Consider the following 12,595-nt stretch of genomic DNA (forward strand, 5'->3'; position numbering starts at 1 on the left):
CGGGCCCTCGTGGCCGGCCTCGCGCTCTTCGAGCGGACGCAGGTTGTCCTTGCCCCGGCGTTCCTTGCCGTCGCGGCCGAAGCGGTCGTCGCCCCGGTCCTCGAAGCGGCGAGGGCCGCGGTCGTCACGGTCGGAGCGGCGCGGGCCTCCCCGGTCGTCGCGCTTGTAACCGCCGCTGCGGCCGTCGCCGTCGCGGCGCGGGCGGTCGCTGTCACGGCGCGGCCGGTCGTCACGGTTGCCTTCGAAACGACGCGGACGGTCGTCGCCCTCGCGGCGGGGCCGGTCGTCGCGGTCGCCCTCGAACCGGCGGGGGCCGCGGTCGTCGCGGTTGAAGCTGCGCTGGCCGCCGCGGTCGTCGCGGTTGTAGCCACCGCGGCTGTCGCCGTCGCGGCGCGGGCGGTCGTCACGGTTGCCTTCAAAGCGACGCGGTCCGCGGTCGTCACCCTCGCGGCGCGGCCGGTCGTCACGGTTGAAGCTGCGCTGGCCGCCCCGGTCGTCGCGGTTGTACCCGCCGCCGCGGTTGTCGCGGTAGCCGCCGGAGCGGCCGTCGCCGTCGCGACGCGGGCGGTCGTCACGGTTGCCTTCAAAGCGACGCGGTCCGCGGTCGTCACCCTCGCGGCGCGGCCGGTCATCGCGGTTGAAGCTGCGCTGGCCGCCCCGGTCGTCGCGGTTGTACCCGCCGCCGCGGTTGTCGCGGTAGCCGCCGGAGCGGCCGTCGCCGTCGCGACGCGGGCGGTCGTCGTAGCGGCGCGGCCCACGGTCGTCGCGGTTGTAGCCGCCGCGGCTGTCACCGTCGCGGCGGGGCCGGTCGTCACGGTTGTACCCGCCACCGCGGTTGTCACGGTAACCGCCGGAGCGGCCGTCGCCATCGCGACGCGGGCGGTCGTCGCGGTTGTACCCGCCACCGCGGTTGTCACGGTAACCGCCGCTGCGGCCGTCGCCGTCGCGGCGGGGCCGGTCGTCGCGGTTGTAGCCGCCGCGGTTGTCACGGTAACCGCCGGAGCGGCCGTCGCCATCGCGACGCGGGCGGTCGTCACGGTTGTAACCGCCGCGGCTGTCGCCGTCGCGGCGCGGGCGGTCGTCACGGTTGCCTTCAAAGCGGCGCGGGCGGTCGTCGCCGTCGCGACGCGGGCGGTCGTCGCGGCCTTCACTGCGGCCGTAGCCGCCCCGGCGTTCTCCGCCCCGGTCGTCGCGGTTGTAGCCGCCTCGGCCCGAACGGTCGCCGTAGCCGCCGCCCTCGCGACGGCCGTAGCCGCCTCGTCGGTCATCTTCACCCTTGCGGGCGCGGCCGTCTTCAGCCACTAAATTCTCCCCCTCTATTCACCGCGACAAAACCAACCAAGTGTATGCCTCAGCTGACGACCTCGAACCCGGCGACGGTCTTCTTGCCGCGCCGGATCACTCCGTACTTGCCGTGGAGCAGGTCAGAGGGGTCGACGACCGTGCCGGGATCGCTCACCCGCACGTTGTTCAGGTAGGCCCCGCCCTCCTTCGCCGCGCGACGGGCCTCGCCCAGGCTCGCGACCACGCCGGACTCCTTCATCGCCTCGGCCACGGTGATGCCGGGCTTGGTGATCTCGGCCAGGCCGGCCTCCGCCAGCGCCGCGCGCAGCGTCGGTTCGGGCAGGTCCGCGAGCTCCCCGCGACCGAACAGTGCCTGGGAGGCGGCGATGACGTGCGCGGTCTCCTCCTCGCCGTGCAGCAGCGCGGTCAGCTCCTCGGCGAGGGCCTTCTGCGCGAGGCGCGCGGCGGGCTTCTCCGCGGTGGCCCGCTCCAGTTCCTCGATCTCCTCGTGCGACTTGAACGAGAAGTACTTGAGGTAGCGCACCACGTCGGCGTCGCCGGCATTGATCCAGAACTGGTAGAACGCGTACGGACTGGTCAGCTCGGGGTCGAGCCAGACCGCGCCGCCCTCGGTCTTGCCGAACTTGGTGCCGTCCGCCTTGGTCACGAGGGGGGTGACGAAGGCGTGCACGTGCTCGCCCGCGCGGCGGCGGATGTAGTCGACGCCTGCGGTGATGTTGCCCCACTGGTCCGATCCTCCGAACTGGAGGGTGCAGCCGTGGCGGCGGTGCAGCTCGAAGAAGTCGTTCGACTGGAGGAGCTGGTAGGAGAACTCGGTGAAGGAGATGCCGGACTCCAGGCGGGCCTTGACGACCTCGCGCGCGAGCATCTTCGAGACCGGGAAGTGCTTGCCGACGTCGCGCAGGAAGTCGATGACGTTCAGCTCGGAGGTCCAGTCGAGGTTGTTCACCGCGACCGCGCCGTTCTCGCCGTCGTAGGAGACGAAGGGCGCGAGCTGGGCGCGGATCTTCTCGACCCAGCCGGCGACGGTCTCGGGCGAGTTCAGGGTGCGTTCGGCGGTCTCCTTGGGGTCGCCGATCTGGCCGGTCGCGCCGCCCACGAGCAGCAGCGGGCGCAGCCCGGCGAGCTGCAGGCGGCGGGCGGTGAGCACCTGCATGAGGTGGCCGACGTGCAGGCTGACGGCCGTGGGGTCGAAGCCCACGTAGAAGGTCACCTGACCGGCGTCGATGTGCTCGCGGATCGCATCGGTGCCGGTCGAGTCCTGGATGAGGCCGCGCCAGGCGAAGTCGTCGAGAATATGCACGGCTTCATTGTGCCTTAGCGGCCGAAACGCTTTTCGCGGTCGCCGCCGTCACGTGGTCCGGCTCAACCGCGCCGCCGCGCGGGGCCCGACCCGCGGTCAGGCGTTCGCCGGGCGGCCCGTCTGACCCAGCGCGAGCGCGACCTCGATCTGGACGCGCAGCTCCAGTGCGGCGGCGATCTTCGACGCCTGCTTGGTGGGGCCGGTGCCCTCGGCCGCGACGGCGTCGCCGGTGCCGCGCATGCGGCCTTCGGCGCGGCAGATGAAGGTCCGCTCGTGCGCGGGCCCCTCGGTCGTGAAATCCCAGGCGAGGCGTTCGACGACGCCTCGGGCGGCGTAGATCTGGACGGCTTCGGCGGGGTTGACGGCGGCGTCGACGAGGAGCTTGCGCGAGGGTTCGGCGCGGGGCGCCGCGTCGGCGTCGCCCGAGGGGTCGGGGAGGCCGGCGAGGTGGGCGACGAGGGCCAGCGCGGCCTGGTTCCGGGCGTCTTTCTTGCTGCGCTGCAGGCGCTTGGGGGATTCGATCGCTTCGCCGTCGCAGTGGATGGCGACCTGGGCGGCGAAGAGCGGGCCTTCGTAGCCGGGGGCGTCCTCGACGGTCCACCGGACGTGCGTGTCGTTGCTGACCGGGCCGCCGAGGCGGTCCTGGAGGTAGACGTTGACGATCGACTGGGCCTGCTGGGGCTCGCGGGCGAGCTGCCGGTTCATGCGCTCGCGCAGCGGCGCGAACTCGCCCTGCCCGTAGAGGTAGACCGAGGCGAACTCGCGGAGCTGGAGTTCGCGGCGGTCGAAGCGGCGGGCGGCGTCCTCGGCGAGTCCGGCGGGGGTCTCGCCGCGTTCGATCGCGTATTGGAGGACGCGGGCGAACTGCTTGTAGGGCAGGGCGGCGAAGTCGGCGGCCTCCATCTGCCGCGCGGTCTGCTCGTGGGCCTTCTGCTTGAAGTACTCGGCCTTGGCACGGCGTTCCTCCTCGACGCGTTCGTTGACGTGCGTCGCGATGGCGCTCAGGTCGTCGAAGGCGTAGGGGCTGGGGTGGCCGAGGGCGGCCGCGAGGAGGATCCGCTGGGTGACCAGGTCGGGGTAGCGGCGGATGGGGCTGGTGGCGTGGGTGTACGCGGGCAGTTGGAGGCCGTGGTGGCCGTGGACGGTGGGCGCGTAGGTGGCGGCGCGGGCGATCATGCGCATACGGGTGCGGAGCATCTCGAAGGCGGCGTTGTCGCCGGTGGCGGCGATCGAGTCGAGTTCGTCGCGCAGTTCGGCGGGGTCGCCGGCGACGGCGGCGAGGCGGTGGTTGCGGAACAGGATCGGCAGGTCCCGGCTGACGGCCCACGCGGCGATCTGCGCGTTGGCGGCGATCATGAACTCCTGCACGATGATGTAGCCGGAGTTGCGTTCGGCGCTGTCGAGGCGGACGAGCTGGCCCTCCTCGTTGGTGGCGAAGCCGGAGAGCAGGTCGTAGAAGGCGAGGGCGCCGGCGTTGCGGCGGGCGGCGAGCATGGTCTGGGCGAAGCGCAGGGCGAGCGCGAGGGTGCCGTGGAGGGGGTGGGCGGGGTCGCCCGCGGCGGCCGCGGCCTCGCCGTGGGCCATGGCCCAGGAGCGGGTGAGGCGGCCGGGGCCGATCTCGGCGGTGATGACGCGTCCGGCGGCGTCGAGTCGCAAGTGGACCACGAAGGTGTCGTTGGCCCGGTCGGGTTCGAGCGAGGCGGCCTCGACGACCGGCGCGGGGAGCATGTGCTTGGTGTGGTCGGTGCGGTAGCGGGTGTGGACGCGGCGGTGGGCCTCGGTGTCGGCGCGGCCGCCGGTGCGGACGTGGTCGGCCACGCGGGCGATGTGGACCCAGACGTCGAAGCCGTCGCCGTCGGCCTCGATCCAGATGGCGTCGTCGCGGTCGACGGTGGTCGCGGCGTCGATCATGATCCCGGTTTCGGCTGGGTTGTAGTCGGCCAACTGCGCTCCTTCGTGGTCCAGCCGCAATGGTAACCGCAGCCACATGTTCGCTCGCCGGACGCCGCGGGGCGCGTCGCGGGCCGGGCGTTCACATGGTGAACACCCGGCCCGGTCGTGATCGGACGGCGGTGTCGGTCAGGGGCGCAGGTCCCAGGTCTCCAGGCGCCCGCACATGCCCCATTTGCGGGCGGGGTCGCCGCCGCTGCCGACGTGCGAGTCGCACAGGTGGGTCGCGTCGGCCTCGGCGAGGGCGTCCAGGTGGGCGCCGGTGGCGTCGGCCTGGGCCTTCGGCCCGTCGGCCCACAGCTGCCGCCAGGTGGCGGTGCGGTGGGCGACGAGCTGAGCGGCCTTGTCCCACAAGGGTTTCATGGCCGCGGGACCTTCGGCCTCGACGCGTTCGCGCAGGGCGAGGTAGCCCTCGACGGCGAGGTCGCGGCGGGCCCGGGCGGCCTCGCCGCGTTCGGTCTCCGTGAGGTCGGGCGCGGCCGGTGCGGCGGCGGCCGCCTGGTACGCCTCCGGGTCGGCGAGGGTCGCCTCGGGGAAGGTGAACACGGCGTCCCCGGCTTCGGGGATGCCCGCGTTCTGCATGACCACCACGAGTTCGAGGTCGCCCGAGATGTTCACGATCCGGTGGACCGTCCCGGGGGCGAACCACAGGACGGTCCCGCGGGCGAGGTCGCGGCGCTCGTAGCCGTTCCCCGAGAGGGTCTCGACCGCTCCGGCGCCGGCGGTGACCACGTAGCCCTCGGTGGAGGCGGTGTGCAGGTGCGGGCTGCCTCCCGCCTGCCCGTCCGCGGTGGGCCAGTCGTAGGCGGTGACGATGGAGACGGCGGTGCCGCCGGGGAAGCCGCTCATCGCTACCCCAGCCGGCCCAGTTCGGCGGCGGCGAGCGCGGCGGTCTTGGCCGCGCCTTCGACGCCGGTGTCGCCGTTGCAGATCGCGACGGCGTGGCGGAGCGTCACGGTGTCGCCGGGGGCCATCGGCAGCTCGGTGTCGAAGAACGGCGCGGGGCAGACCGCGGCGAACGGGGTCGAGCGGACGAACCACTTGACGGGCGCGCCGGGGTTCTCGGGGTGGTCGGTGAAGACCAGGGTCGAGGCGGCGTCGACGGAATCGTGCGCGCCGCGGAAGGCCAGCCAGTCCCCGCGAACGCCCATGAGCTCGTCGCCGCCCTCGCCGTCGGCGGTGTAGACGCGGCCCTCGGTGAAGGAGCGCGGTCCGCGCCAGAAGAGGCCGCCGTAGCCGGCGTTCTCGCGGCCCTCGGTGGTGGGGCTGCCCATGACGACCGTGTCGTCGGTGTCGTTGGTGAACGCGGTCGAGAACGAGAGGACCCACGTGTCGTCGGTGAGGACGGTGACGGCGAAGGCGCGCCGCTCGGAGAAGAAGTGGCGGCCTCCCTGGGTGATCCAGTCGAGGCGCTCGACCGCCTTGACGCCGTCCGCGTTCGCGTCGAGCTCGGTGAACTCTTGGTGGACCATGGAGCCGTCGTTCTGCTCGTCGACGTAGCCGAGGCCGCGGCGGAAGGTGCGCCCGCCCCAGAAGTTCTCGGGGCCGGCGTTCGGCAGCGACAGCGCGATGCCCTTGTGCCACACGTGGTCGTGCGGGCGGTACAGGCTCACCTGGTGCCCGGCGAGGTCGCGCAGCGGCTCGAAGTAGGGGCGGGGTGATTCGAACTGGTCGTTGTCGGGTCGGTAGACGTAGCGCAGGATCTCCAGGTCGCCCTTGGCGATCGAGAGCGCGGTGCCATTGTCGTCGAGTCGCAGCGTCATCGGTGTTCTCTCCACTCTTGGTTCGGGAAGGGCGTCACTTGCGGTCGGGCCAGGGGGCGCCTGAGCCGTCCATGCGCTGGTAGAACGGCGAGGTCGGGTCGATCTCCCCGGCGCGGACGCGCGCACCGGTGAAGGCGGAGGCGTAGATCGCGGCGAGGAGTTCGAGGGTGCGGCGGGCGTCCTCGATGCCGACCGGCGGGGCGGTCTTGCCGTCGAGGGCGTCGGCGATGCGGGTGAACTGGGCGCCGTGGCCGGAGGCCTGGCCGCGCGGTTCGCCGTCCCAGGCGCGCTTGATCTCCTCGGCGGCGGACTCGAGCGGGTGGATCGACCAGTGGTCGTCGCCGTAGCCGTAGAGGTGGTCGAGCTCGACGGTGGCGTTGTCGAAGTCGAGGCGGATCTGCGAGACCTCGCGCGGGCTGAGCAGCGAGTTGGTGATGACGACCGAGGCGCCGGACTCGAGGGTGACGATCGCGTGGGAGACGTCCTCGGTGTTGGTGTCGCGGCGGTGGCGGTGCGCGGTGGCGACCACTTCGGACCAGGGGCCGACGAGGGAGAGCAGCGTGTCGATCTGGTGGATGCCGTGGCCCATGGTGGGGCCGCCGCCCTCGGTCTCCCAGCGTCCGCGCCATTCGACCGCGAAGTACTCGGGGGCGCGGAACCAGAGGGTGTCGCACTTGCCGACGGCGAGCTTGCCGAGCACGCCGGAGGCCATCATGTTGCGGACCCGCTCGGCGGCCGAGCCGAAGCGGTGCTGCGAGATGAGCGCGAAGTCGGCCGTCGAGGCGGCCGCGGCGGCGGCGATCCGGTCGAACTCGGCGAGACTCAGGGCCGCGGGCTTCTCGCAGACGACGCCGACGCCGGCTTCGAGTGCGGCGATCGCCCCGGGAGCGTGGGCCACCGGCGGCGTGCAGAGGTCGACGAGGTCGAGCGTCTCGGCGGCGAGGAGCTCCTCGATCGAGGCGTAGCCGTTCGCGACGCCGAACCGCTCCCGGAACGCGTCGAGGCGGTCGGTGTCGGGGTCGACGGCCGCGACGAGGTCGATGCGGCCTTCGCAGTGCCGACGCAGCTCTTCGGCGTGCAGGTGGGCGATGCCGCCGGTGCCGACGACGGCGAGGCGGTAGGGGGAGGACACAGTGGACTCCTTCTCCGGGGAGGATCTGTAAACGCTTTCCGGCTTCGCTGACAATACTAGCCGAGGACCGATTCGACAGTGACCTGGGTCTCCAACGCACGGGTTCCCGGCTCCAGGCGGCGGGTGCCCGTCACCTCGACCTCGACGGCGCCGGCCACGTCGGCGGCCGACCGGGCCAGGCGCAGTTCGAGCCGACCGGCCTCGACGACCCAGCCGCCGTCGCCGCCGACGAACGCGGCGAGCTCGACCGGCATCGCGAAGCGGACCTCGCGGGCCTCGCCGGGGCCGAGGTCGAGCCGGGCGAAGCCGACCAGGCGCTGCACGGGCCGGACCACGGAGGCCACCGGGTCGTGGAGGTACAGCTGCACGACCTCGGAGCCGTGCCGGTCACCGGCGTTGCGCACGCGCACGGCGGTCTCGACGGCCCCTTCCGGACCGACCTCCGGCCCGGAGAGCAGCCTCGGCGCGTCCCAGGCGAACTCGGTGTAGGACAGGCCGTGCCCGAAGACGTAGCGGGGCGTGGGATCGACCGTGGAGACCGAGGAGCGGCGGGCCAGTTCGGGCCCGAGGTAGGTGGCGGGGGGCGAGTCCGGGCGTGCCGGGACCCCCGCGGGCAGGCGCCCTGCGGGCTCGGCCGCGCCCGTCAGCACGGCGCTGATCGCGCCCGCGCCCTCCTGGCCGGGCAGGAAGGCCTGCACGATCGCCGCGGCCCGGTCGGGGGCCGTGCCGAGCGCGTACGGGCGGCCGGAGATCACGACGACCACGGTGGGGGTGCCCGAGTCGAGGACCGCTTCGAGCAGTTCCGCCTGGCGGCCCGGCAGGGCGTGGGAGGGCGCGTCGCAGCCCTCGCCGGAGGTGCCGCGGCCGAAGAGGCCCGAGCGGTCGCCGACGGCGACGACGGCGAGGTCGGCCGCGGCGGCGGCGTTCGCGGCGGCGGCGATCTCCTCGTCCGCGGCGTCGAGGACGGTGCCCCCGGCGACGTGCTCGACGGCCGCGCCGGGCAGCGAGGCGGCGAGCGACCGGGCGAGCGTGTCGATGGCGACGCCCATGTCGACGTGCGGGTACGGGTCGTCGGGGTCGAGCTCGTCGGCGTCGTTGCGGCCGTGGTGGTTGGGGAAGGCGTAGCAGCCGAGCATGACGGCCTTGTCGTCGGCGACCGGGCCGACCAGGGCGATCCGGCCCGGCTCGCCGCGCAGCGGCAGCGTGCCGTCGTTCGACAGCAGCACGATCGACCTGCGGGCCACCTGGGCCGCGAGCGCGCGGGCCTCGGGCGGGTCGAGGTCGATGGGCCCGTCGGCCTCGGCGACCTCCTCGAGCAGGCCGAGACTGATCTTCTGGGTCAGGACGCGTTCGACGGCGCGGTCGACCGCGTCCTCCTCGATCTGCCCGGCGGCCACCGCGTCGCGCAGGGGCGCGCCGTAGCAGTCCACACTGGGCAGTTCGACGTCGAGGCCGCTCCCCAGGGCCAGCACGGCGGCGTGCGAGCGGTCGGCGGCGACGCCGTGGAGGGAGTTCAGGAAGTTGACGCCGAAGTAGTCGGAGACGATGGTGCCCTCGAAGCCCCACTCGTCGCGCAGGATGCCGGTGAGCAGGCGGGGGTTGGCGTGGGCGGGGACGCCGTCGTTGGCCGCGTAGGAGGGCATGACGGAGCCGGCGCGGCCGATGCGCACGGCCATCTCGAAGGGGGTCAGATAGGTCTCGGCGAACTGCCGGTCGCCCATGAAGACCGGTCCGAAGTTGCGGGCGGCGTGTGAGGCGGAGTAGCCGGCGAAGTGCTTGAGGGTGGCGATGATCCCGGCGTCCTGGAGGCCCGCCACATAAGCGGTGCCGAGGATCCCGGTGAGGTAGGGGTCCTCCCCCATCGTCTCCTCGGTGCGGCCCCAACGGGAGTCGGCGACGACGTCGAGGACGGGGGCGAGTCCCTGATGGACGCCGACCGCGCGCATGGAGGCGCCGATCTGCCGGGCCATGGCGCCCACGAGTTCGGGGTCGAAGGTCGCGCCCCAGGCGAGCGCGGTCGGGAAGATCGTGGCGCCGCGGGCCATGAAGCCGGTGAGGCACTCCTCGTGGGCGAGGGCGGCGATGCCGAAACGGCTGGAGGAGCGGATGCGGCGCTGGAGCGAGGCGAGGTTGGCGGCGCCTTCGGCGGCGTCCACGGGGGCCGAGCCGAAGGGGCGCGTCAGCTGGCCCAGTCCGTGCGCGACGGCCTCGTCCTCGGTGACGCCGCCGGTCTGCTCGCTCTGATGCGGGGCCATGTCGCCGGCGTCGGCGTCGACCCCCCGCCACAGGCTCGACAGCTGCGCGCACTTCTCTTCGAGGGTCATCCGCTTGACCAGACCGGCGGCCCTCTCGGCCGCTTCCGCGGGGGTGTCGGTGTCCATGCTGCTCCACTCAAGCGGCCCGAGGCACAGGCAGTGCTGATGCCGGCCGATAGTTTCTGAAACTTTTCTGATCGTTTTCGATACAGGTTCGCACACCATAACATTGATGACGGCCTACTTCTAGCGGCAATTTGCGCGTGGGATGCGTTTGCCCGGACTCGCGAAACAAGGCCTTCTCTCGAAACTTTCGGACGGAATCCGGGATGCCGGAGCCACCGCTATAGGATGTCCTGGCTACATTTGAATGAACGACCAGGAGGACCCTTGAGCGAAGCCGAACACGGGCGCATCACGATCCGCGCCATCGCCGACGAGGCCGGCGTCAGCGTGCCGACGGTCTCGCGCGTCATCAACGGCCGCTCGGACGTCGCCCCCGAGACCCGCAAACGCGTTGAGGACCTCCTCAACGAGCGCGGCTACCAGCGCCGCCGCTCCACGCGCGTCGCCAGCCGGGCGCGACTGGTCGACCTGGTCTTCAACGAACTCGACAGCCCCTGGGCCGTGGAGATCATCCGCGGCGTCGAGGACGCCGCCCACGCCGCGGGCGTGGGCACCGTCGTCTCGGCCGTGCACCGCCGCCGGGCCTCCACCGAGCAGTGGCTGGACAACCTCCGGACGAGGGCCTCGGACGGCGTGATCCTGGTCGTCTCCCAGCTCGCCTCGCCGATCCTGGAGCAGCTGCGGCACCTGGGCGTGCCGCTGGTCATCCTCGACCCCTCGGGCGGGCCCACCATGGACGCCCCGGCGATCGGCGCGACCAACTGGGCGGGCGGCCTGGCCGCGACCGAACACCTGATCTCCTTGGGCCACCGCAAGATCGGCTTCATCCACGGCCCCAAGCACGTCCTGTGCTCCCGGGCCCGCTTCGACGGCTACCGGGCCGCGCTGGAGGCGGGCGGCATCGAGTACGACCCGGGCATGGTCTACAACGGCGACTTCTACCACCAGTCGGGCTTCGACGCGGCGCGGTCGCTGCTGGCCCTGCCCGAGCCCCCGACGGCGATCTTCGCGTCCTCCGACCAGATGGCCTTCGGCGCGTACGAGGCGATCCGCCAGGCCGGCCTGCGCATCCCGCAGGAGATCAGCGTCGTCGGCTTCGACGACCTCCCCGAGTCGCGCTGGACCTCCCCGCCCCTGACGACGGTGCGCCAACCGCTCGCCGAGATGGGCGCGCTGGCGGCCAGGACGGTCCTGGAGATGGCCACCGGCAACGAGATCGACTCCCCGCGGCTCGAACTCGCCACCGAACTCGTGGTCAGGGAGTCCACCGCCCGGCTGACCCGCTGAGCGTCCCGGCGCCGGTCCCGCGGGATCAGGCGCCGGGGATGCCGTCGTTCGCCAAGGGGACCGGCGCGGCCTCGACCTCCGTCACCCTGCCCACGTTCACGTGGTAGGTGGTGCCCTCGTAGTCCTGGACGCCGCCGGTGATCGTCGCGATGCCGACCGTCTGGTAGCCGGCGTGGTTGTCGTCGCTGTAACCCAACGGGACGATGCCGTTGCCGAGGATCTCGCCCGACTCGACCGCGGCCACCAGGGACTCGCGGGTCGGGTCCTCGCCCGCGGCGGCGAGGGCCTCGGCGAACAGGTAGCCGACGCTCATGCCGAAGACGGTGTTGCCGGTGAACGGCGCGCCGTCGTTGTACTCCTCGTTGATCCGCTCGAACAGCGCGACCCACTCCCCGTCAGGACTGAACGGCAGGTAGTTGACGCTCACCATGCCCTCCAGCAGGGCCGGTCCGGTCTCCTCCCCCAGGTACTGCACCAGCGTCGGGTAGTCGGCGCCCGAGGAGGAGACGTACCACTGCGGGAACCACTCCATCTGCGCGGCCGTGCCGACCGCCATCGCGGTGAACCCGTTGATGGTGCCGAGGATGTTGACCTCGCACTCGGCCTCCATGAGCTTGAGGATGCTGCCGGTGAGGTCATCGCTCGAGGTCGAGTACAGCTGGATCTCGCTGATCGCGTTGCCGCCCACGACGGTCTCGACGCCTTCGAGGATGCCCTGCCCGTAGTCGTCGTCCTGCCCGAGGACGCAGATCTTCGCGTCCGGCTGCTGATCGACCGCGTACTGGGCCAGCGCGGCGCCCTCGGTCACGTACTCGGCGTTGAAGCCGAAGGTGTTGGGGTAGACGTGGGGCTGGTTCCAGACGCGCGAGCCCGAGGAGATGAACAGGTCGGGCACGCCCTCGTCGTCGAGGTAATCGAGCACCGCCGAGTGCGTGGGAGTCCCCAGGCCGTTGACGATGGCGAAGACCTCGTCCTCCTCGACCAGCTCGGCCACCGTCTCCTGCGTCTTGACCGGGTCGTAGGCGTCGTCCCTGACGAGGTACTGGATGCGGCGCCCGTTGATGCCGCCGTTGTCGTTGACGTACTCGAAGTAGGCCGCGGTGGCCGCCGAGATCGCCGCGTACCCGGCCGCGGCCGGACCGGTCAAAGGCTGGTGGGTGCCGATCGTGACCGTCGTATCGGTGACGCCGGGCGTCGCCTCCTCGCTGGGCCCCGAGCAGGCCACGAGCGTCATCGACGCCACCGTGGCCAGGACCGCCACGGCCGACGCTGTTGCGGGGGTGCGCATGCCGTTCACCTCGATGTTGTTCGCCGCCGACAGGACGCGCAGTGCTGCGTGCGCGCAGGGGTGAAGCGAAATGCTACGTGCATTCGGCGGCCCGCGGGGTCCGTCGACCTGCCGGAACAACATACGTCACATCGAGGAGCGCCGATATGTCAGGCGCTGAGGAGAGCCGTCCCGTGCGTGGCCGTA

General features: G+C 72.2%; 9 protein-coding genes. 2 read left to right on the forward strand and 7 right to left on the reverse strand.

The genetic code is table 11. From position 1 onward, the window contains the following. The first annotated feature begins 9 nt into the window (after positions 1–9). On the forward strand, positions 10–1,305 hold the full coding sequence (locus K3N28_RS00450; RefSeq protein WP_228090507.1) for a hypothetical protein: 1,296 nt from the start codon (positions 10–12) through the stop codon (positions 1,303–1,305). A 46-nt stretch (positions 1,306–1,351) separates the two neighbouring features. On the opposite strand, the gene tyrS is transcribed toward K3N28_RS00450, so the two are convergent. The 6 genes from tyrS to K3N28_RS00480 form a co-directional block, all read right to left on the reverse strand. After that, positions 1,352–2,608, reverse strand: a complete 1,257-nt coding sequence (tyrS, locus tag K3N28_RS00455; protein WP_228090508.1) for a tyrosine--tRNA ligase — start codon at positions 2,606–2,608, stop codon at positions 1,352–1,354. Positions 2,609–2,704: 96 nt separating this feature from the next. Further along, a complete protein-coding gene (locus K3N28_RS00460) occupies positions 2,705–4,552 on the reverse strand; it encodes an RNB domain-containing ribonuclease (RefSeq protein WP_228090509.1) in 1,848 nt (615 codons plus the stop codon). A gap of 135 nt (positions 4,553–4,687) precedes the next feature. Then, positions 4,688–5,407 carry a cupin domain-containing protein gene (locus tag K3N28_RS00465; protein WP_228090510.1) on the reverse strand — a complete coding sequence of 240 codons (720 nt, stop codon included), beginning with the start codon at positions 5,405–5,407 and terminating at the stop codon, positions 4,688–4,690. Between the two features lie 2 nt (positions 5,408–5,409). Continuing rightward, entirely contained in the window at positions 5,410–6,321 is a 912-nt protein-coding gene (locus K3N28_RS00470) for a PmoA family protein (RefSeq protein ID WP_228090511.1), read from the reverse strand. Between the two features lie 34 nt (positions 6,322–6,355). After that, positions 6,356–7,453: a Gfo/Idh/MocA family protein gene (locus K3N28_RS00475; protein WP_228090512.1), complete on the reverse strand. Its 1,098-nt coding sequence runs from the start codon at positions 7,451–7,453 to the stop codon at positions 6,356–6,358. Between the two features lie 56 nt (positions 7,454–7,509). Further along, positions 7,510–9,834, reverse strand: coding sequence for a glycoside hydrolase family 3 N-terminal domain-containing protein (locus K3N28_RS00480; RefSeq protein ID WP_228090513.1), 2,325 nt, complete (start codon positions 9,832–9,834; stop codon positions 7,510–7,512). 225 nt (positions 9,835–10,059) lie between these two features. Between K3N28_RS00480 and K3N28_RS00485 the strand changes: the two genes are divergently transcribed. After that, positions 10,060–11,121: a LacI family DNA-binding transcriptional regulator gene (locus K3N28_RS00485; protein WP_374209634.1), complete on the forward strand. Its 1,062-nt coding sequence runs from the start codon at positions 10,060–10,062 to the stop codon at positions 11,119–11,121. Positions 11,122–11,146: 25 nt separating this feature from the next. On the opposite strand, the gene K3N28_RS00490 is transcribed toward K3N28_RS00485, so the two are convergent. Continuing rightward, complete coding sequence (locus K3N28_RS00490) at positions 11,147–12,409, reverse strand: ABC transporter substrate-binding protein (protein ID WP_228090515.1); 1,263 nt, start codon at positions 12,407–12,409, stop codon at positions 11,147–11,149. Between the last annotated feature and the right edge of the window lie 186 nt (positions 12,410–12,595).

The sequence above is a fragment of the Glycomyces sp. TRM65418 genome (genome assembly GCF_019710475.1).
Lineage (GTDB): Bacteria > Actinomycetota > Actinomycetes > Mycobacteriales > Micromonosporaceae > Glycomyces.